Genomic DNA, 20,244 nt, shown 5'->3' on the forward strand with positions numbered 1-20,244 from the left:
GCGCGTCAGTCGTGAGTGTGATCTCCGATGTCACTCTCACCGGCGACCACGAGGCCGCATTCGTAGGCGAACACCGCCGCCTGCACCCGATCCCGCAGGTCCAGCTTGGTCAGGATGCGGCTGATGTGCGTCTTGACCGTGTGCTCGGTGACCACGAGCGCGGCGGCGATCTCGGCGTTGGACAGCCCGCGGGCGACCAGCCTGAGCGTTTCGCGCTCCCGCTCGGTGAGCGCCTCCAGGCGTCCCGCCAGCCGCGGCATCGGGCCGTGAGCCGGCCGTCTGACCAGGCTCTCCAGCAGCCTGCGGGTGGCGGCGGGCGCCAGCAACGCCTCACCGGCGGCCACGGTGCGCACCGCGTGCGCCAGCTCGTCGCGGCGGATGTCCTTGAGCAGGAAGCCGCTGGCCCCCGCGCGGACGGCGTCGTAGACGTACTCGTCCAGGTCGAACATCGTCAGGACGAGCACCTTGGCGGCGGTGGTCGCGCAGATCTCCCTGGTGGCCTCGATGCCGTTCCTGCCCGGCATCCGCACGTCCATCAGGACCACGTCCGGACGCAGCCGCTCGGCCAGGGCGATCGCCTCGTCACCGTCCGCCGCCTCGCCCACCACCAGCATGTCCGGCTGAGCACCGAGGATCAGGCCGAACCCGGCGCGGAAGAGATCCTGGTCGTCGGCGATGAGCACGCGCAGCATGCGCGCTATTCAAGCGGAAAGACGGCTCTGACAAGGAATCCGCCGTCCTGTCCCGGTCCCGCGGTGAGTGTCCCGCCGTACGCGGTCGCCCGTTCCCGCATGCCGATCAGGCCGTAGCCGCCGCCGTCGCGACGTGACCCGCCGCCCTCGTCGGCGATCTCGACGAGCAGTTCCCGCGCGGTCCAGCGCAGTCGCAGCCGTACGTTGCGCACCCCGGCGTGTTTGCGCACGTTGGTGAGGGCTTCCTGGACGATCCGGTAGACGGCGGCCTCCAGGCTGCCCGATATCCGCCGCCGCTCGCCTTCCACGGTCATGGCCACGTCCAGGCCGCTGCGTTCGGCCAGTGAGGCGAGTCCGTCCAGGCTCGGCTGGGCGGGCCCGAGGCCCTCCCCGGCCGGCACGTCCGACGCCCGCAGCGCCGTGAGCAGGCCGCGCAGCTCGGTGAGCGCTCCCCTGCCGGTGTCGGCGATCGCGTCGAAGACCGCCTCGGCGCGGGGCGCGTCGCTCCGTACGACCACGGGCCCGGCCTCGGCCTGAACGACCATCAGCCCGACGGCGTGCGTGATGATGTCGTGCATGTCACGAGCGATCCGCGCCCGTTCCTCCGCCACCGCGGCGATGTGCTCCTGTTCACGGCGACGGGCCCGTTCGGCCAGCTCCGCGGTGCGTGACCGGTTCGCCCGGGCGCTGGTGCCCAGCGCGTAGGCGGCCACGAAGGCGGTGCCGATCAGGCGGAAGATCTCGCTGTCCTCCCCCGGCAGCGCCAGGGAGACGCCGACGATGACGGCGATCGCCGGGATCGCGGCCAGGCGCTTCCACGTGGGACTGACGTCGGCGATGGTGTAGACGGCGACCAGCGGGCCGAACGGGAGGAACGGCTTCTCCCAGAAGACCATGACGGTCATCGCGGCGCCGACGAACAGCGCCACGGCCATGGGCGCGCGCCTGCGCCAGTAGACGGGCGCGGAGGCGAGCGCGCCCAGGGCGACGATCCACCACGCCTTCGGACCGGGCACCAGCAGCGGACCGAGGGTGGCCACGGTGGTGACCGCCGCGACCGCGACGTCGCCCCGCAGACCGGAGAACCTGGCGGCCCAGGGCGTCAGAACCCCGGCGGCGCGACTCACGCTGCTCATCCGGTCCTCAGAGGGTGTTGCTGCTGACATGCGGAAACTCCTTGAGGAACGCGATCAGCACCGCGCCGCGGGGTTCGTCCGGCCGGCGGTCCGCCTCTCGGGGTCAGCTTCGTCTGGTGCGCCAGCGGGAGGTGCGAAAGCCGTCGGAGCGCTCCAGGAGGTAGGTCAGCCTGGCCGCCGTCTGGCGTACGCCGTCGTCGTGGCGGTGTCGTTTGTCGGGGGCGAGGCGGGAGCGCAGGTCGAGGATGTGGGCCAGCTGACCGGCGACCTCCGAGACCAGCCGGTAGCGGATGCCGAAGGAGTGCAGGTCGCCGTGCACCTCGTCGACCAGGTCCTCGTCCACGTGCCGCAGCAGCGGTCTGAGCTTGGTGAGCAGTTGGGCGTCCATGCCTGCCACGGGCGCCCTGCGGCGGCTGTCGTCGGCCGGCACGGCGACCAGGGCGCGAATCCGTACGAATGCCAGCGCCCGCTCGGCGTCCGAGGTGGAGGGGTGTTCGGCGAGGTCCAGCAGGCGCCGCAGGGTCTCCTGCGTTTTGTCGTCGAACATGACGACAAGTCTATTCACTCCAGCTCAGGCGCTCTTCCGCAACGACCCCGGCCGAGCACCTCAGGGGTGGATCATGGGCGGGCGGGCGGCGGTGCACTGGTGGAGGGCATTCGCCACCGCGTGGACGAGCGGCGCCTGGGAGACGTCCCAGACGAGGTTGAGACCGCTGTGGCTGCGGAGCGTGAGCCTGCCGTACCGCAGGACGGGCAGGCGGGCGTTGTTCTTGAAACGGCGGTCGGGGCCGCCGTTGACGTTGACGTAGCGTCGTACATGACGACCACCGCGCGAGCCGCCCGGTCGCGCAGCGCCACCCACAGCACGCCGGGCAGCCCGACGGCGATGACGACCAGGCCGAAGCGTCCCGTCACCAGCCCCGCGAGGAGCAGCGCGGCCAGGGCGAACGGCCAGTACGCCCGGCGTCCTGCTGCCTTCTGCAACTGCTGCACGACGTCGCTCGGCCGGGCCGGGACCAGGCTGACGACGTCGTGCATGACCACGTCACGCTCGGGCGCGGTGGTGCGGTAGGAGATCGCGCCGCGTCCCATACGGACGACGTTGCCACGGGGGCTCATCCCCGCTCGAAGGCCCGGAATTCCGGTCGAGACCCCCAATCCGGCCTGGCTGAGGGTGAAACGGAACGGTCCAACCCTGAGGCTGGTACGCACATAGAAACCCACGATGGGGAATCCCCCGGCCCCGGGTCCCCGTTACCCGCGCCGGGCGCTGGAGACGTCCGCCTGGAGCAGCGCTTTCCAAGAAAGCCCCGTTATCGACCGTGGCCGGTCGATAACGGGGTCAAAGTACTACTTCAGCACGCCCACGGCGACAGGCGACTGGTTGCCCTGCGCGTCGACCGCGACGACCTCCGCGCGGTACTTCGCGCCGTCACGCTGGACCGGGACCGGAATGTCCATGGTGGCGGCGGCGGGCACCACGTCGAAGCGGTTCGCGACCTTGGTGTTGAGCACCTCGGCACCGTTGTCGGCGCGGGTGACGCGCACCTTGTAGTGGTACACCAACTCGTCGTCCTCGGCCTGTTCGACGCGCAGCGCGAGCCGGCCGTCCTTGCCGGTCTGGGCCGTCAGCGGGTGCTGGGACGTCCAGGCCGGGGCCGTGCGGTTGCGGTTGGCGTCGGTGTAGGTGAAGTTCTGCACGACCTGGGCGTCGGCGCCGGCCGTCCTGATCTCCCAGGACTTGCCGGCCAGCGTCCCGTCGCTCTGGAACGGGGGCTTCCAGTTCGCCGACCACTTCCCGCCGGTGTAGATGTCGTGGAGGTCGGCGTTGAGGTTGATGCGGTTGACGACGGTGCGGCCCCGGTAGACCTCGACGGCCAGCCCCTGGGCGGTGGGGGTCTCGAAGCGATTGGCCAGCTGTCCTTCCGCGTCGAGCATCTGGTAGCCGTGGTCGATCTCGATGTACGACGAGCTGCCGTCGTTGACCGCGGTGAAGTTCTTCTGGTGGATCGAGCGCGGGTCGTTCACGTTCAGGTGCGAGTGGCCCGAGAAGTAGACGGCGCGCGGGAACTTCGACAGATCCTCGGTCAGGCGCGGGTTGCTGGTCTGCTGGCCGTCCATCACGGTTCCCGGAGCCGGCCGGTGTCCCTGGACGATGATCGGCAGGTCGCGGTAGGCGGGGTCCGCAGAGATCTGGCCGAGTTGTTCACGCAGCCAGGTGGCCTGGGCCGGGGAGTAGTTCTCGGTGTTGACCGTGATCATCGGGACGCCCTTGACGTCCGTGCGGTAGTACCCGTCGCCGGAGTCGGGGAACCACTCCTTGGGGTAGCCCGCACGGAGCTCGGCCAGGGTCGCGTCGTGGTTTCCGTACGACATGAAGACCTGGGTGGCGTTCATGCCCTTGCGCGCGAGATTCTCCTTGAAGATGCGCGCGGTCAGCTGGTGGTCCTTGCCGCGGCCGTCCCAGTTGTCGTTGATCATGTCGCCGTTGGAGAGGATGGCGTCCGGGGTGCCCGTGACCGCCGCGATGGTGTCGAAGTAGGACGACCAGCGGTGGCGGTCGGCCTCGTAGTCGCCGATGTGAACGTCCGAGACGATCATCATGCGGGCGATCGGCTGCTCTCCCTCACGAATGAGGTACCCCTCGGACTTGACGGCGCCGGCCTGGTTGCCCTTGAAGGCGCGTGCCGTCAGGTTCGTGTCCTCGGTGATGCGGATGGGCTTGCCGGCGAAGGTCGGGCTGCTCTTCGTGGGAATGCTGCCGTCGGTGGTGTAGCGGATCGTCTCGCCCTGCCTGGCCCGCAGTTCGACGGAGACCGCCTGCTCGTACCGACCGCCGTCGACACTGAACGCCGGGGCCTGCGGCGTCCCGTTCGGGACGGCCGACGCGCTGTGTGCCAGCGGGAACAGCCCCAGACCGATGCCGACCGAGACTGCTGCGATGTGGCGCCAGACAGCCGGTTCTCGGCGAACGGTGAAGTCGGCATGTCGCATGTGGTGCTCCCCGATCTTGTCGCGGCGCGCTGGGCGCCGCGACACGTGCTTTAAAAGTGAACGACTTGAACCTGGAGCACCAAGGTGTACGGAAACGGCGACCTGCATGAAGTTCGCACGACCTGCAAGGTAAGAAGTGAACCTCCCACCCGCCGAGGGGTGACCTGGACAACCTTCTGATCGTCCGCGGGCGGGGCCATCGAGGTTATGTGGTGGCGGGCGTCGTCGAGATGGACGAGCACGATCGCCGTCTGCGTGAGCGCGACAAGTGGGGGATAATCCCGCCGAACGCCAGGCCGTTCGGGCGACCAGGCACCTCGTGACGGATCTGCGGGCCTGGTCAGGAGCGGTTCCCCGGCGGTAACCCAGTGCCTTCGAAGTGCCGTCTTCCGCGGTCTTCGCAGGTGACGCAAGATCCTTGGTGACCGAAGAGAACCATGGAAGAAGTCGTCAGGAGTGCCGTCGATGACCACGTCCTTCGCCGAGATCGAGAGCGAGTTCAACGCCTACATCGGTGCCATCCGGTACGCCACGATGGTCACCGTCGACGCCAGGAACCGTCCCCGCACCCGCATCCTCATCCCCGTCTGGGAGAACGTGGACGGGCAGCCGCGCGGCTGGCTGGCCACCTACCGGACCCCGGTCAAGGCGGCCCACCTGGCGGGCAATCCGCACACCTCCTTCTCGTACTGGAAGCCCGGCAACAGCTCGGTCGCCATCGAGGCCACGGCCTCCTGGGACGACGACCTGGCGACCAAGCGCCACGTCTGGGACCTCTACCGGGCGACCAGCCCGCACGGGGCCGGTTACGACCTCGGGGCGTTCTGGCGGTCGCCCGCCGACCCCGCGCTGCACGTCCTCCGCCTGGAACCCTGGCGCGTCCAGGTGATCCGCGGCACCGACCTGCGCAGCCGCATCTGGACGCCTCCGGCATGATCCGAGCACGAATGGCCGCGGGTGGGGCCTCGACCCATAGGATCACCCGATATGTCGGTATTTCCTTCCCGCTGCGGACGGGCAAGGGCCACCATCGCCCTGTCCTTGGCCGTCCTCGCCGGGCTGGGCACAGCCGTCTACCTGGCGGTACGCACCGAAGGATCGCCTGAGCAGACGGCGACCGCGTTCCTGACGGCCTGGCGACGCGGCGACCTCCCGGCGATGAGAGCCCAGGTGGTGGAGCCACCCCGGGACTTCGAGGACGTCTACGACGCCTTCACCCGCGGCTCCCGGGCCAGGCGGATCACCGTCGAGGAGATCCGCCTTCGCCCCAAGGCCCATCTGAACTTCGGAGAGAGCGCCACCTACTTCGCCACGTTCTCCGTCCTCCTCGACGGCCCGGTTCCCTACAGGTACGAAGGGCAACTGGAGATCATCGACTTCGACCGCGCCTGGAAGATCGTTTGGGGACCGAACACGGTCCATCCCGACCTGCAGGAGATCGGCTCCAGCGAGGTGCGGCAGATCCGCGTCGTGCCCCGGCGCGACGGCTCCTCCCAGCTGGTGCTGCTGGAGCGGCGAGTCGACGGAGAGGGAGGACCGCTCTTCGCCGGCGAAGGACTCAAGCTGGCGGCGGAGCTGGCCGAAGCCGGGCCTCGCCGGTGAAGGCGGGTTCGTCGCACGTCGCCAGGAGACCGGCGGCGTGGGCGAAGGCCGCGGACCGGTCCCGGAGGAGGGCGGCGAGCTCGGGAGAGTCGACCACCTCGAAGGGCCATCGCACCCAGAGCAGGCCGCCGGCGAGGACCTCGAGGCGTACGTCCGCGATGCGCCAGTGTGTCGCCGCCTGCCCGGTGGCGGTGGTCGTCGGGGCGAAGTCCGTGGCGAAGCCGCCCATGTACGCCTGCACCTGCTCGATCGGGGCGTGGATCAGGATCGTCGCCGTGTGCCGGCGGGGCGGAGCGCCGAGCCGGCTGGTGACGAACGCGACCGGGTCGCCCCCGGGGACCTCCTCCGGCTCGAAGCGCACGCCCGTCGCCGACGCCCCCGTGATCCGGTCGACGCGCAACACCCGCCAGCCGCGGTCGAGGTCGCGGCAGACGAGGAACCAGCGGGTCTGCCGGGGCACCAGGGCGACGGGCTCGACGTGGCACGGGGACTCCCGTCCGGTGTCGGCCCCCTCCGTGCTCATCACGCGCAGCCGGACCCGCTCGGCGTCCCGGCACGCCAGCGCCAGGACCGCCAGCACGCCGGCGTTCAGCGGCGCCGGATAGGCGCCGGCCACGGCGTTCGGCGTGCCGCCGAAGGCGACCGAGGAGCGCAGCGCCCGCACCCGCCGGCGCACCGCGGGGGGCATGACCTGCTCCATCTTGGCCAGGGCGGTGAGCGCGACCTCGCCGCCGCCGGCGGCGCCGTTGGCGGCCGACGAGGCCAGGGCGGCGGCCACGGCGAGCGCCTCGTCCGGGGTGAACACCAGCGGCGGCAGGTCGCTGCCCGTGGACAGCCGGTAGCCGCCGTCGGGGCCGCGACGCGCCTCGACGTGGTAGCCGAGGCGCCGCAGCCGCTCGACGTCCCGCCGGAGCGTGCGGCCGTCGACGCCGAGGCGGCCGGCGAGCTCGCCGCCGCTCCAGGACCGGCGGGCCTGCAGCAGCTCCAGCAGGCGCAGCGCCCGCTCGGTCGTGGTCTGTTCCGGCATACTCACCGAGCCTAGTAGGAAGTGGACAGATATTGCCCTAAATGCTCCCTAGGTTGGAGTTCGGGCCGGACGGACCGGCACCACTTCCCTGAGGTGAGTCACCTTGAGCATCCTTGTCACCGGCGCGACCGGCGCCGTCGGCCGTCACCTTGTCACGACCCTGCTCGCCCGCGGCGCCGCCGTACGCGCGCTGACCCGCAAGCCCGACGACGCGGGCCTGCCGGCCGCGGTCGAGGTGGTGGCCGGCGACCTGGCCGACGCCACCACGCTCGGGCCGGAGGTGTTCGCCGGCGTCGATCGCGCCTTCGTCTTCCCCGCCGAGGGGGTGGAGGCGTTCGTCGCCGCGGCCACCGCCCGCGGCGTCCACCGCTTCACCGTGTTGTCCTCGCTCGCCGCCGCGCGGGAGTTCCGGCGCGACCACGGCTCGGCGAGCCAGCTCCATCACACGGCGGTCGAGTCCGCCGTGACCTCGCGCGCCGACGCCTGGACGATCCTGCGTCCCGGCACGTTCGCCGGCAACCTGCTCTCCTGGGCCGGGCAGATCCGCTCCGGCGCACCGATCCGGGCGCCCTACCTCGCCTCGGCGCAGGCCCCGATCCACGAGTACGACGTCGCCGAGGCCGCCGCCGAGACCCTGCTCTCCGACGATCACGTGGGGGCGGCGATCCCGCTCACCGGCCCGCGGGCCCTGACCCGCGCCGAACAGGTGGCGATCATCGGCGAGACCCTGGGACGGGAGATCCCGCTGGTGGAGATCACGCCGGCGGAGTTCCGTGCCGAGACCGGGCGGTTCATCCCCGAGCCCGTCATGAAGATGCTGCTCGACTACTGGCAGGACACCCTCACCGTCCCCGACGTCCCGCGTCCGGTCACCGCGGTGACCGGACGGCCGGGCCGCACGCTCGCGGAATGGGTCGCCGACCACCGCGCGGACTTCACGGCCGGCTGACGCCGGCGAGGACCCGCCACCGCCGGGCAGGTCACGGCCTCCGGGCGAGGGGTTCGTCGAAGATCATGATGTCGCCGAGCGGCCAGCCGGGGTCGCCGGTGCGGGCGAAGCGCACCCAGGCGGCGTGCATCGCGTCGGCCAGCGCCTGCGGCGCGCCCGGTCCGGCCGTGCGGGCGACGCCGGGCGCGTCCAGCACGTCGAAGACGAAGGGCAGGTCGAGGTTGTGCACCGCGCCCACGCGTCCGCCGCCGGCCGGGCTCTCGACGGGCGACTCCCATCGGAACTCGTAGGCGTAGGCGGGCCTGGCCTCGCGGATCCAGTGCGTCTCGCGGGTGAACAGGTGCCGGGTGACGGCGCGTCCGACCCGCTCGGCAGGGGTGAGGCCGGGTTCGTCCACCTGGACGCCGAGGTGGTCGAGCGCCGCCCGCGCGGCGGCCTCGTCGAGCCCGGCGGCCAGGCCGCGGACGAACACGTCGGCCTCCTGGGACGTGCAGCCGACCAGCAGCGGAAGGTGCCCGCCCGCGCCCGCGCGCAGGGCGTCCAGCGGGACGGCCGGGATCAGGTCGCCGTCGACGACCGGCTTGACCGGCACCGAATCGTTCAGCCCGCCGGAGCCGCCGGTCAGCGGCGGCGGCTGTGCGGCGACGAGCGCCTCGGGGGGCAGCGCGGCGAAGGACGCCCTGGTCGGGGCGATCCCCAGGCGGGCGGCGAGCGCCCTGGCGTGGTCGCGGGCCTCCTGCTCGCCGGCGACCAGGGTGGCCGAGCCGCTCATCACGATCGCGCGCCGGAACAGCCCTTCGGCGCGGGGCATGGTGAGCAGCGTCGCGACGGCCGCGGCGCCCGCCGACTGCCCGGCGATCGTCACGTTGCCGGGGTCGCCGCCGAAGGCCGCGATGTTGTCGCGCACCCACTCCAGCGCGGCCAGCCAGTCGAGCACGCCCCGGTTGAGCGGTGCGTCCTCCAGGGCCAGGAAGCCCTCGAAGCCGAGCCGGTAGTTGACGGCCACGCACACCACGCCGTCGCGGGCGAAGCGGTGGCCCTGGTGCCAGGCCGCCCCGTTGCCGCCGATGGAGAACGCGCCGCCGTGGATCCAGACCAGGACGGGCAGCCCCGCCTCGCCGGTGCCGGGGGTGCGCACGTCGAGGTTGAGGCAGTCCTCGCCGGCCTCGAAGACGTCGGGCGCGTACAGGCCGATGTCCGCACCGGCCGCCTGCGGGGCGGCGGGGCCGCGCGTGACGGCGGGCCGCACGCCGTCCCACGGCGGTGGCGGGACGGGCGCGCCGAAGCGGTGCTCGCCGAAGGGCGGGGCGGCGTACGGCACGCCGAGGAAGGCCAGGCCGCCCTCCTCCGCCCTGCCCTCGACCAGCCCGGACGCGGTACGGACGATCATGCGCGACGCCATCCGGCCGTCCCTTCGACGATTCTGACGGCCGCCCGGGTGAGCGGTTCGAGTCCGTCCTCGTACACCTTGTCGAGGGTGTCGGCCGAGTCGAACAGGTACATGGGAGCCGACAGGAAGTGCACCAGCGGCACCCCTTCGGGGTGGAAGAAGGCCCCGTCGGTGGGCGGCATCGGGGAGAAGGCGTCCGGCGGCAGCACGAACGAGCGTCTCAGGTCCTCCGCGACGAGGGCCGCCGCCACCAGGCTCTCCAGCTCCGGCTGCCGGGTGGTGAACCACCAGCCGGGTTCGGGGTCGCCGGTGGGGACCAGCTCGCCGTCCACGACCACGCATCGCCGGGCGGCGTGCTCCAGGTGGAGCTGGAGCACGACGTCGCCGAGCAGGCCGCGGTGCTGCTCGATGAAGGCCCGGGTGCCGGCGGCGTGCGCCATGTGCCCCGCGGTCAGCAGGAAGAGCAGGTTGTGCGGCCGGTCCCGCTCGGGCACGGCCGCCCAGTACCGCGCGGCGGCCAGCACCAGCGCGATCCCCGAGGCGTCCTCGACGGCCGAGGCCCAGGGCGCGTCGTGGTGCGAGCCGATGATCACCCACTGGTCGGAGCGGCCGGGGAGCGTGCCGATCACGTTGTGCGAGACGGCCGGGCCGGTCTCCGACTCGACGGTGAGCGTGCCCGTGCAGGGGCCCGCGTCGACCAGGTCGAGCACCCGCCGCGAGTCGCCGCCCGACAACCAGACGGCCGGCAGGTCGCGGTGCACGGCGTCGTAGGGCACGTAGTAGTCGCGGGTCTCCCACGGCACCCCGGTCAGCGCGCCCGCGAACGCGGCGGCGCCGCCGTCGATCACGCCCTGGAGCACGTCGAGGTAGTCGAGCTGGAACGGCAGCGTCTGGACCAGGTCGTCGAAGACGCCCTCCGGGTCGTGCACGGCCGTCGCCAGGTCCCTGACGTAGGACTGCGGCAGCTCGGTGAAGGCGTACTCGGGCACGACGATCGCGCCCGGCACGACCTCGCGGCTGACCGGCGCGGTCACGGTCGCCTTCGGCGTGGTGTACGGCAGCGCGGACGCCGCCACCCGCACGACCCGCGACGGGTCGGCGTCCAGGCGCACCACCAGGGACGCCGTCACCGGCCGCCAGACGGGCAGCTCGACCGGCGCGAGCCGGACGTCGCGCAGCCCGAACTCGGTGAGACGCCCGGCGGCCCACGCGACGGTCCAGTCGTCGGCCGGGTAGCCGGGACGCCGGACGCCGCGCGCGGTGACCGTCTCGATCCACTCCATCATCCGCGCGGCGCCGGGGATCAGGTCCTGGATCATCGTTTCAGCCCTCCGAAGGTGAGCCCCGCCACGTAGTAGCGCTGCAGCGCGACCATGAGGACGAACGGCGGTACGGCGGTGACCAGCGCCGCGGTGGTGGTCAGGTGGTAGGTGACGCCGACCTCGCTCTGGAAGTTGGCCAGCCCCACCGGCAGCGGCCACAGCTCCTGCTCGTTGGCCACGATCAGCGGCCACAGCAGGTTGTCCCACTGCGCCAGGAAGTGCACCAGGAACAGGGTGATGAGCGCGGGCCGCAGCAGCGGCACGGCGATGCGCGCGAAGATGCGGAACTCCCCCGCGCCGTCGACCCGCGCGGCCAGCAGCAGCTCCTTCGGGATGCCGAGGGCGAACTGGCGCACCAGGAAGACGCCGAACGCGCTGATCATGCCCGGCACCATCATGCCCTGGAACGTGTTGACCCAGCCGAGCTCCTTCACGATGAGGAAGACCGGGATGACCATGACCATCGGGGTGAGCGCGAGCGTGCCGACCACCAGCGCGAACAGGACGCGGCGGCCGGGGAAGGACAGGTGGGCCATGGCGTGCCCGGCGGCGGCCGAGAAGATCACGTCCAGGACGCCGGTGCCGACGCACAGGATCAGGCTGTTGCGCAGGTACGTGGGCAGGTTGCCCGCGCCGAACAGCGCCCCGATGTTCTCGGGCAGGTGGAAGCCGTTGAAGACCAGCCCGCGCAGGTCGGTGTCGTCGGGTGCCGAGGCGACGACGAGCATGGCGTAGACCGGCAGCAGCATGAACCCGACCGCGACGATCAGCCAGACGGCGCGCAACACCCTCATTCGTCGCCGCCCTTCAGGAACGCGAACTGCAGCGCCGAGACGATCACCATGGCGACCAGCAGCACCATGCCCATGGCCGCGGCGTAGCCCATGTGCTCGTAGGGGAAGGCGTTGGCCCAGATGTAGTACGGCAGCACCTGGGTGGCGTCGGCGGGCCCGCCGCCGGTGAGCAGGAAGGCGGGCACGAACGCCTGCATCGATCCGGCGACCGAGATGACCAGGACGAACAGCAGCGTCCTGCGCAGCAGCGGGAGCGTGATGCGGGTGAACGTGGTCACCGGCCCCGAGCCGTCGATGGCGGCGGCCTCGTACACCTCGCCGGGCAGCGCCTGCAGGCCGGCGGTCAGGATGATCACGAACAGCCCCATGCTCTTCCAGACGACCATCACGACCAGGGCCCAGATGGCCAGGCCGGAGCTGGTCAGCCAGGACTGCGGGGGGATCCCGGCCAGGCCGAGGAGGGTGTTGGCCAGGCCGCGGTCGGAGTAGATGATCACCCAGACCATGGACGTGGCGGCGAGCGGCATCACGGCCGGGATCATGACGAGCGCCCTGAGCCAGCGGTTGAGCCGTCCCGGCCTGCTCAGCGGCACGGCCACCAGCAGGGCCAGCACGATCGTCGGGACGACCGTGCAGACCGTGTAGACGACGGTGATCCACGCCGAGTTGAGGAAGCCGGGGTCGGCGAACATGCGCTCGTAGTTGGCCAGGCCGATCCAGTTGGGCGTCCCGGCCATCTCGTAGTCGGTGAAGCTGAGATAGATCGCGGACAGGAACGGGACCAGCCAGAACACCACGAAGAAGACGGCCACCGGAAGGGTCAGCGCCACGCCCGCCGTGGCCTGCGGCCGGGCCCTGACCCCGCCGAGCACTCCGCCGAGCAGCCCGCCGGACACCCCGCCGGGCCGGGCGCCGAGCACGCTCACAGGACCGGTCGCACGGTGGCGTCGAAGGTCGCCGCGGCCTGGGCCGGGGTCGCCTTGCCGTGGGCGACGGAGTCGACGGCGCCGGACGCGGCCTTGGCCAGTTCGAGCGCGCCGGGGATGATCGGGCCGAAGTCGACGTGCGGCAGGCTGTCGGCGACGATCTCCATGATCTCGGACTTGCCGCGCGGCCCGGCCTCGCGCCAGCCCTTGGTCGGGATGATGATGCCGTTGTCGAGGTTGGCGGCCACCGACGGGGCGCCCTGGAGGTAGTTGACCAGGTGCCAGGCGGTGAACTGGTTGGGCGAGTCCTTGGCCACGCCCCAGCCCCACGTGTAGGCGGGGACGACGGACGGCCCACCGGCCCAGGTGGGCATGGGCGCGACGCCGTACTGCTTGCCGAAGGTGAGTTTGTCCTTGCCCAGCTTCTCCAGCGCGGGGCCGAGGAAGGCGCCGCTGACGACCATGGCGGCCTGACCGGAGTAGAACAGGCCGAGCGCGCCCAGCGGGTTGGAGAGCTTGGGATTGCCGAGACCCGACATGTACGTCAGGGCGGCGATGCCCTGCTCGGTGGCCAGCGACGCCTTGCCGCCGCCCGCCGCGACGAGCTCGCCGCCCTTGCCGCGGACGAGGGCGGTCAGCGTCATGAGGGCCCACTGCGGATCGCCGTAGAGCCACTGCAGGCCGACCCGCGCCCGGTCGGCCGAGGTCAGCTTGGCGCTGTACTCGGCGACCTCCTCCCAGGTCGCCGGGGGCTTGTCGGGGTCGAGCCCGGCCTGCTCGAACCGGTCCTTGCGGTAGTAGAGCAGGCAGGGGTTGAAGTCGATGGGCACGCCGTAGGGCACGTCCTGGTAGGTGAGCGGGGTGGTTGTGCCCGGCTCGTAGTTCCCCAAGGGGAGGGCCTTGGTGTCGACGGGGGCGAGCCGCTGCTTCTTGGCGTGGGCGGGGAAACTCCAGTGGCCGATCTTGAAGACGTCGGGCGGGGCGCCGCCGCTGAAGGCGGTCAGCAGTTTGGCGTCGAGCTGGCCCACGGGCAGGTAGAGCAGCTTGACGTCGACCTTGAACTCGGCGATGTAGCGGTGCACGAGCTCCTGGAACTGCTGGCCGGTGTCCTGCGAGCCGTGCAGCCAGACGGTGACCTCGCCGTGCGGCCCGGCGGCCGCGGCCTGCTGCCGGGGCTGGTCCTTGCCGCATCCGGCGAGCAGGGTGAGCGCGCCGGCGGCGAGGAGCCCGCGCCGCGTCAGATCCGCCATGGTGGTTCTCCTAGGTGAGGTTCTTGAGCGCCTGGTTCTGCCAGGCGGTGTTGGTGGGGAGCTCGGGGGCGCTGCCCGCGAACGCCCCGCGGGCCTGGGCGTCGGCCTGGAGCCGGTACCTCAGCCAGGCGGTCACGTAGCCGAGGAAGGCCCCGCCGGTGTTCTGGATGTCGTTGTGTCCCGCGCCCTTGAGCAGCGCCCGGCCCGCCCCGGCGGTGGCCTGGTCGTAGTAGCCCTGTACGGTCGCGGCCGAGGAGATCAGCCAGTCGTCCGCGCCGCTGAGGAAGAGCACCGGGCAGGTCAGGGCGGCGACGGAGAACTCGTCCCCCGGGCTGGCCATCCACTGCGCGGGCACGGCGATCGGCACGACGGTCCTGATCAGCCCGGCGGAGTGGTTGGCCGCGTTGACGACCCCGCCCGCGCCCTGGGAGTGGCCGACGGCGCCGATCTGGGCGGTGTTCAGCTTTCCGTGGAAGACGCTGGCGGGGTCGGCGTCCAGGCCGGCGAGGTGCTGGGCGGCGGCGAGGATCTCGGCGCCGGTGCCCGTGGTGGTGTCGGTGGAGGCGACCACCGCGAAGCCCCAGGAGGCCAGGTGGTTGAGCAGCCCCGGATAGTTGTCGGGGGTGGCCCACGAGCCGTTGCCCCACGTGACGATCGGGTGGGTGACGCCGCCCGCGCCGAGGTTCGAGGGGTAGTAGAGCCGGTGGCCGCCCGAGGTGCCGGTGGCGACCGGCCACGGACCCGTCGCCTTGTAGATGGTCTCGATGGTGGAGGCGGCGTCGGCAGCGGTGGTCCAGGACAGGAATCCGGCCGACACGAGGCCGAGCGCCCCTGCCCGCAACGCCTGCCGACGAGTGAAGTTCTCCATGGTCACCTCGTGGGATATTTGGAGACGTGAACGTCTCCTAAGAGAGGGAAGTACGATCGGTGAGCGATGTCAAGAGATGAACAGAAGGAAGTTCCGGCGGCCCGGCCGCTTCCCCGGGGGCGGCACGGGCTCTCCCCCGACACGGTGCGCGAGTCGCAGCGCGACCGCCTCGTGGAGGCCATGCTGCGGCTCGTCGCCAGGCGCGGCTACGCCGCCACGAGCGTGCCCGACGTGATCGCCGCCGCGCGGGTCTCGCGCAACGCCTTCTACGCCCAGTTCACCGACAAGGAGGCGTGCTTCCTCGCCGGCTGCGAGCGCGACCTGCCCGAGATGATCGACTCGATCCGAGCGGCCGCGTCGGGGGCGGGCGACCGCTGGCGCGTGGCGCTGCGGCTGGGCCTGGCCGCCTACCTGCGGTGGTGGCAGGAGCGCCCGGAGTACGCGCAGGCGTACTTCGTGGAGTTGCCCAGGGCGGGCGAGCGGGCCGTCGAGCAGCGTGACAGCGCCTACCGGCCCTTCCTGGACATGCTGGCGGCGCTGGCCGCGCGGGCCAGGCTGGAGGACCCCTCGCTGCCGCCGCTGCGCGCCACGATCCCCCGGCTGATCGTCTACGGCACCACCGAGTTCATCGCCTCGGAGGTGCGCGCGGGCCGCGCCGCCACGCTGACGTCGTCGGCGGACGACCTCTACCACTACACGGTCGCCCTGCTCGCCGGCCCCGATCACGGCATCGGGACCACCCCTTCCGCCTGAACCCGCCAGCCCTCGGGGAAGCAGCCCGACGCCGCCATGTGGGCGACGGCGGCCAGCAGGCCGCCGTTGCCCGGCAGGTAGAGGGGCAGCAGGCCGGGCCACTGGTGGTTGTGGCCGCTGGGCAGGTAGGTGTTCTTCGGGGCGTCCATCAGCAGCGCGTCCACGGCGGTGCCGGGCTCGCCGAGCCGGGCCGCGCACATGGCGAGCATCGGGAAGTCCCAGCCCCAGGCGCTGTCCCAGTCCCAGTCGGCGAGCACGTCGTGCAGGGTGGCCCGCATGGTCTCGGGGTCGATCAGCGGGGTGGGCGGCACGAACCCGAGCGCGCCGGTCATCGAGGGATGGTCGGTCCTGACCGTGTACGGCTCCACGCCGATGGCCGCGTACACGCCGTCGCGCACCAGCGGACGGGCCAGGCCGTCCAGCACCCGCGCCCACTCCGGGTCGGGATCGAGGCCGAGCAGGCCCCGCCACCGCTGGGCCGTCGCCAGCCCCCACCACCAGTAGGCCAGCTCGAACGCGGGATCCCGCACCGACCTCCTGGACTCGTGGTAGGACTCCTGCGCCGGCACCAGCGGCGGCCCCAGGTGCCCGCCGGCCGCGAAGGAGGCCATGAACTCGGCCGTCTCGAACACCAGGTCCCGGTACTCCTCCAGCGCCCCCGGGCGGATCCGGCGGAGCAGCTCGGCGAAGTGGATCAGGTGCGGCTGCTGCCAGACGATGAAGGCGCCGATCTCGCTCGGGCTCTCCCTGCCCTCCGGCCCCACCTGCTTGGGCCAGCGGGCGCCGCGGAACCCCTGCCGCGCGGCCGTGGCCCTGGCCCGCGGCAGGATCGAGCGGTACCACGGCAGGCTCCGCTCCAGCAGCTCCGGCCGGCCCCACAGGGCGAAGTGGGCGGCGTGCCACCAGTGCATCTCCAGGTGGAACTTGCCGCTCCAGGAGTTGACGGCCAGCCCGGTCTCCTGCGGCGGGGTGGTGCCGGCGCAGTTGACCGCGGTGAGGTACTGCGAGAGCACGACCCGGCGTTCGAGCTCGGGCGCCCGCGGGTCGGCGCTGCCCTCGAAGCTGACCGCGCCGCCGCGCGTCCAGAACCGCTCCCAGTGGGCGGCGGCGGCCGTACGGACCTGGGAGAAGGACGGCAGAGCCGTGCCGACGGGGTGCCGGGCGAACTCGACGACCAGCTCCAGCTCCTCGCCCTCGATCAGGTACACGTGGGGGGCGGGCGAGGTGAACCGCGCCGGTCCCGTCCACTCGGCGGCCACGTGGTAACCGTCCTGGTCCAGGACGCGGGTGAAGTCGCAGCGCGAGCCGCGCCGCGTGCACGTGGTGGTGTGCCGGTCGGGGCTGTCCCAGTCGGCGGTGGTGTGCCAGCCGTCGCTGGCGTAGGGGAAGGCGATCCTGATGCCCGTGCCGCCCACGACGCGTACGGCCAGCAGGTCGCGCTCGGGATGACAGACCGTCTCCACCTCGTGCGGCCGGCCGCCCAGCTCGAAGGAGCTGGACAGCGTGCCGGTCCACAGGTCGAGGGTCTGCGCCGACCTGCCGATCGCATCGGCCTCGCCGGCGTCCAGGCCGATCCGGCCGAGATGCAGGCGGTGCGGGTTCACATGCAGCCAGCCGCCCGCCTCGGTGGCCGGATAGAGGTCGGGATAGCCGACGCCGTCGTAGTCGGTGAGCGCGTCCGCCAGCACGTGGCCCTTGGGGTTGGGCATCGTGTGCCAGCCCCACTGCGCCTGCGTGCCGAGCGGCGCGAACGTCTGGAGCCCGGTGGCGTCGGCGGTGAAGGCGAACTCGCCGTTGCCGACGGTCAGCGGGCACCCGGCGTCGGCGACGTTGTGCCGGCGCACGAGTGCCCTTCTGTCCATGCTCACGCACACCCCGGCGTGCCGGCGGCGCGCTGCTGGCGCATGGTCGTCACGTCGCCCGCGACGGCCGACTGGGCCATCGGGCCGAGGTCGAGCACGACGTCGGTGAAGGCGAGCGACGCCTTGCGCATCACCGGCAGGTCGATCGCCTCGGCGCCGAACTGCGGCGAGAACAACGTCTTGGGCGCGGCGATGGGCGCGATGACGGGCAGCAGGTGCTGGTTGTACGGCGTGCCCTCGCCGCCGAAGCTGCAGTGGCGCGGCACGGTGGCGAGGTCGGCCGCCGACAGACCCTTGAGGATCGCGGTGCGCCGCACGTCCCAGTACTCGATGTGACCCTTGACCAGCTCGCGCAGCGGCGTGCTCTCGCTGACGGGGACCCACAGCAGCTCGGTGAGGGTGGGGCTGGCGACGAGCTGCTTGCCCGGCAGGCCGTTCGGCCTGGCGACCGCGTCGTAGCGCCTGGCGCCGAGGTGTTCGAGCACGACGACGGAGGAGACCTTGCCCTGGTCGTACTCGGCGTCGAGCTGGGCGGCGAGCTGGCCGGCGCCGCCCTCGCGGACGTCGGGACCGGTCAGGTGCTGGTAGAGATGGCCGGTCACGAACGCGAACTGCACGGTCCGCGGACGGCACTCCACCGGCAGCGACGACAGGTAGCGAGCCATCTCGATCATGGTGAGCGGGCCGTTGTCCCACACCGGGCTCATGCCGTCGGTGTGGCTCTCCACCACGATCTTCTGGGCGCTCCCGCCGGGAAGCGTGGCGAGCAGGGTGCGGGTCGTCGTCGGCGTCCAGGCCGCGTTCACCTTCAGCGACGCCTGGACCGGCTGCCCGGCGGCCAGCGCGTCCTTGATCTGCTTGCCCTGGTCGGCGCCGACGTACGCGCCGGGCACGCCGTACGGCAGGCCCTCGTAGGGCGCGTACATGTCCTTGATCTGGGCGTGCGGCAGCTGGCTGACCTCGATCACGCCCAGCGCGCCCGCGGCGGCGGCCGCTTTGAGGTCGGCGTCGGCCGCGGCCGGGGCCTCCATCGACTCCGAGCCGAGCAGGTTGATCGTCATGCCCGGGTCGTACATGGAGTAGCCGAGGGTGGGCGGATAGAACAGCAGGTTGGGCACGCTGGTCCAGGGCAGGTCCCGGACGACGATCTTCCCGGCGGCGTTGGCGGCGGTGATGTTCGTCCCCGCGGCCAGGTGGACGAGTGGCGCCGAGACGCCGCCCGCGCCGGTGGAGGAGGAGAACGGCACGGGTGCGGCGACCTGCACGGACGTGCCGCCGACGGTCAGCCCGGTGCCGAGGTCGTCCCAGCGGTCGATGGTGTAGGGCAGGGAGGAGAGCTGGAGGCCGGGGATGGCCGCCATCTCCTGCTCCAGCCAGTCGACGTAGCCGGCGTGCGCGGCCGAGCCGGTCGGCCTGGGCCCGAACGTTCCCTGCCGCGTGGCCAGGGCGCTCAGGCGGGCCTCGGAGGCGAACGCGGCCGGGTCCACCCGGACCGGGCAGGCCGTGGCGGACGCCTGGGCCAGGGCCGGTTGCGCGGGCGCGACCAGCGGGAGGAGAAGGGCGAGGAGAGCGAGTCGTCTCACGTGGGGGGTCCTTCCATCGAATCGTTTTAATGCATGGCCCGCGACAGTCCCCCGAGGCGCGGGACGGTTCTCAGAGTCGGGGCGGTCCGGTGGTTCCGCGGACGATCAGCGTGGGCGACACCGACGACGCCACCGACCGCGTGCGTCCCTCGATGCGCTCGACGAGCAGGCGCGCGGCGGTCGCCCCGATCACCCGTCCGTCCTGGTCGACGCTGGTGAGCGAGATGCGCTTGAGCGAGGCGATGCCGATGTTGTCGTACCCGGCGACGGAGAGGTCCTCCGGCACCGACAGGCCGGCCTCGTCGGCGGCGCGCAGGACGCCGAGCGCCGCGATGTCGGCCCCGGCGAAGATCGCGGTGGGCCGTTCGTCGCGGGCGAGCAGTTCCCGCGCGCCCTCGAAGCCGCCCTCCTCGGTGAAGGAGGTGGCCAGCACGTCGTCGGCGAGCCCGTGGGCGCGCATCGCCTGGCGGTAGCCTTCGGCGCGCACCATGTGCGGCAGTCCCTGGGCGCGGGCCCGCTCCAGGTGGGTGATGTGCGCGATGCGGGTGTGCCCGAGCCCGACCAGGTGGTCGACCACGAGCCGGGCCCCCATCACGTCGTCGTCGACGACCGCGTCGTGGTCCGCGGCGCCGCCGTGCCGGCCCACCACGACGACCGGGACGGCCGCCGCGATGGCGGCGAGTTCGGCGTCCGTCATGACCGGCGAGATCAGGATGAGCCCGTCCATGCTCCGGTCGATCATGGCGTCGGTCATCCTGGCCTGCGTCTTGGGCTCGATGCCGCCGGGCCCGAGCAGCACCTGGTACTCGGTGTCGCCCAGCCGGCCGGTGATGCCCTCGATGATGTCGGGGAAGAACGGGTTGCGGGTGTCGGAGAGCATGACGCCGAGGGTGTAGGTGCGTCCGCGCAGGGCGCGGGCCGCGGCGTGCGGGCGGTAGCCCAGCTCGTCGATGGCCTGCCGCACCTTGGCCTGCATCTCCGCGCTCACGCCGTACGCCCCGCGCACCACCTTCGACACGGCGGCCGTGGACACCCCGGCCCGCCTGGCCACATCGGCGATCGTCACCCGTCCGCTCGTCACACGCCGTCCTTTTGG

At 72.1% G+C, this 20,244-nt stretch carries 20 protein-coding genes and 1 pseudogene; 5 read left to right on the forward strand and 16 right to left on the reverse strand.

All coding sequences use genetic code 11. From position 1 onward, the window contains the following. Positions 1–5: 5 nt before the first annotated feature. From ABZ459_RS32800 to ABZ459_RS32815, 4 genes are all read right to left on the reverse strand, one after another. Positions 6–692: a response regulator transcription factor gene (locus ABZ459_RS32800; RefSeq protein ID WP_357978713.1), complete on the reverse strand. Its 687-nt coding sequence runs from the start codon at positions 690–692 to the stop codon at positions 6–8. 5 nt (positions 693–697) lie between these two features. Then, entirely contained in the window at positions 698–1,828 is a 1,131-nt protein-coding gene (locus tag ABZ459_RS32805; protein ID WP_357978715.1) for a histidine kinase, read from the reverse strand. Positions 1,829–1,931: 103 nt separating this feature from the next. Then, entirely contained in the window at positions 1,932–2,375 is a 444-nt protein-coding gene (locus tag ABZ459_RS32810; protein WP_357978717.1) for a hypothetical protein, read from the reverse strand. A gap of 60 nt (positions 2,376–2,435) precedes the next feature. Next, complete coding sequence (locus ABZ459_RS32815) at positions 2,436–2,690, reverse strand: hypothetical protein (RefSeq protein WP_357978926.1); 255 nt, start codon at positions 2,688–2,690, stop codon at positions 2,436–2,438. 24 nt (positions 2,691–2,714) lie between these two features. On the opposite strand from ABZ459_RS32815, the gene ABZ459_RS32820 reads away from it, so the two are divergent. After that, entirely contained in the window at positions 2,715–2,900 is a 186-nt protein-coding gene (locus tag ABZ459_RS32820) for a hypothetical protein (RefSeq protein WP_357978928.1), read from the forward strand. A 53-nt stretch (positions 2,901–2,953) separates the two neighbouring features. Here the strand turns inward: ABZ459_RS32820 and ABZ459_RS32825 are convergent. Both ABZ459_RS32825 and ABZ459_RS32830 read right to left on the reverse strand, forming a co-directional pair. Beyond that, positions 2,954–3,052 (reverse strand): annotated as a pseudogene (locus tag ABZ459_RS32825) (DUF4236 domain-containing protein); the annotation flags it as partial. Between the two features lie 126 nt (positions 3,053–3,178). Continuing rightward, entirely contained in the window at positions 3,179–4,822 is a 1,644-nt protein-coding gene (locus ABZ459_RS32830) for a chitobiase/beta-hexosaminidase C-terminal domain-containing protein (RefSeq protein ID WP_357978719.1), read from the reverse strand. Positions 4,823–5,287: 465 nt separating this feature from the next. Here ABZ459_RS32830 and ABZ459_RS32835 point away from each other — a divergent pair, with 465 nt between their 5' ends. Further along, positions 5,288–5,758 carry a pyridoxamine 5'-phosphate oxidase family protein gene (locus ABZ459_RS32835; RefSeq protein ID WP_357978721.1) on the forward strand — a complete coding sequence of 157 codons (471 nt, stop codon included), beginning with the start codon at positions 5,288–5,290 and terminating at the stop codon, positions 5,756–5,758. A gap of 51 nt (positions 5,759–5,809) precedes the next feature. Next, positions 5,810–6,424, forward strand: a complete 615-nt coding sequence (locus tag ABZ459_RS32840; protein WP_357978723.1) for an NTF2-like N-terminal transpeptidase domain-containing protein — start codon at positions 5,810–5,812, stop codon at positions 6,422–6,424. On the opposite strand, the gene ABZ459_RS32845 is transcribed toward ABZ459_RS32840, so the two are convergent. Continuing rightward, the gene (locus tag ABZ459_RS32845) at positions 6,381–7,451 is read right to left on the reverse strand and encodes a WYL domain-containing protein (protein WP_357978725.1); all 1,071 of its coding nucleotides are present in this window, start codon (positions 7,449–7,451) and stop codon (positions 6,381–6,383) included. The genes ABZ459_RS32840 and ABZ459_RS32845 overlap by 44 nt on opposite strands. Before the next feature lie 103 nt (positions 7,452–7,554). On the opposite strand from ABZ459_RS32845, the gene ABZ459_RS32850 reads away from it, so the two are divergent. After that, entirely contained in the window at positions 7,555–8,400 is an 846-nt protein-coding gene (locus ABZ459_RS32850) for an NAD(P)H-binding protein (RefSeq protein WP_357978727.1), read from the forward strand. Between the two features lie 31 nt (positions 8,401–8,431). Here ABZ459_RS32850 and ABZ459_RS32855 read toward each other — a convergent pair whose 3' ends face one another. Genes ABZ459_RS32855 through ABZ459_RS32880 form a run of 6 tightly spaced genes read right to left on the reverse strand, consistent with a single transcriptional unit; the run spans position 8,432 to position 14,950 of the window. Next, complete coding sequence (locus ABZ459_RS32855; protein WP_357978729.1) at positions 8,432–9,790, reverse strand: carboxylesterase family protein; 1,359 nt, start codon at positions 9,788–9,790, stop codon at positions 8,432–8,434. Continuing rightward, on the reverse strand, positions 9,787–11,109 hold the full coding sequence (locus tag ABZ459_RS32860) for a M28 family peptidase (protein ID WP_357978731.1): 1,323 nt from the start codon (positions 11,107–11,109) through the stop codon (positions 9,787–9,789). Before ABZ459_RS32860 ends, ABZ459_RS32855 begins: the two co-directional genes overlap by 4 nt. Further along, a complete protein-coding gene (locus tag ABZ459_RS32865) occupies positions 11,106–11,906 on the reverse strand; it encodes a carbohydrate ABC transporter permease (protein ID WP_357978733.1) in 801 nt (266 codons plus the stop codon). Before ABZ459_RS32865 ends, ABZ459_RS32860 begins: the two co-directional genes overlap by 4 nt. Next, positions 11,903–12,832, reverse strand: a complete 930-nt coding sequence (locus ABZ459_RS32870) for a sugar ABC transporter permease (protein ID WP_357978735.1) — start codon at positions 12,830–12,832, stop codon at positions 11,903–11,905. Before ABZ459_RS32870 ends, ABZ459_RS32865 begins: the two co-directional genes overlap by 4 nt. Further along, the gene (locus ABZ459_RS32875) at positions 12,829–14,082 is read right to left on the reverse strand and encodes an ABC transporter substrate-binding protein (RefSeq protein ID WP_357978737.1); all 1,254 of its coding nucleotides are present in this window, start codon (positions 14,080–14,082) and stop codon (positions 12,829–12,831) included. The genes ABZ459_RS32870 and ABZ459_RS32875 overlap by 4 nt, the downstream gene beginning before the upstream one ends. Before the next feature lie 10 nt (positions 14,083–14,092). Further along, positions 14,093–14,950: an alpha/beta hydrolase gene (locus tag ABZ459_RS32880; RefSeq protein ID WP_357978739.1), complete on the reverse strand. Its 858-nt coding sequence runs from the start codon at positions 14,948–14,950 to the stop codon at positions 14,093–14,095. Positions 14,951–15,016: 66 nt separating this feature from the next. Here ABZ459_RS32880 and ABZ459_RS32885 point away from each other — a divergent pair, with 66 nt between their 5' ends. Next, positions 15,017–15,703: a TetR/AcrR family transcriptional regulator gene (locus ABZ459_RS32885; protein WP_357978740.1), complete on the forward strand. Its 687-nt coding sequence runs from the start codon at positions 15,017–15,019 to the stop codon at positions 15,701–15,703. On the opposite strand, the gene ABZ459_RS32890 is transcribed toward ABZ459_RS32885, so the two are convergent. From ABZ459_RS32890 to ABZ459_RS32900, 3 genes are all read right to left on the reverse strand, one after another. Next, positions 15,673–17,565 (reverse strand): hypothetical protein, encoded by a 1,893-nt coding sequence (locus ABZ459_RS32890; protein WP_357978742.1) that lies wholly within the window; start codon positions 17,563–17,565, stop codon positions 15,673–15,675. The genes ABZ459_RS32885 and ABZ459_RS32890 overlap by 31 nt on opposite strands. A 2-nt stretch (positions 17,566–17,567) precedes the next feature. Then, the gene (locus ABZ459_RS32895) at positions 17,568–19,148 is read right to left on the reverse strand and encodes a hypothetical protein (RefSeq protein WP_357978744.1); all 1,581 of its coding nucleotides are present in this window, start codon (positions 19,146–19,148) and stop codon (positions 17,568–17,570) included. Positions 19,149–19,218: 70 nt separating this feature from the next. Next, positions 19,219–20,229: a LacI family DNA-binding transcriptional regulator gene (locus tag ABZ459_RS32900; RefSeq protein WP_357978746.1), complete on the reverse strand. Its 1,011-nt coding sequence runs from the start codon at positions 20,227–20,229 to the stop codon at positions 19,219–19,221. Positions 20,230–20,244 lie beyond the last annotated feature (15 nt).

Origin of the sequence: Nonomuraea sp. NPDC005692 (genome assembly GCF_040631115.1) — a bacterium.
GTDB lineage: Bacteria > Actinomycetota > Actinomycetes > Streptosporangiales > Streptosporangiaceae > Nonomuraea.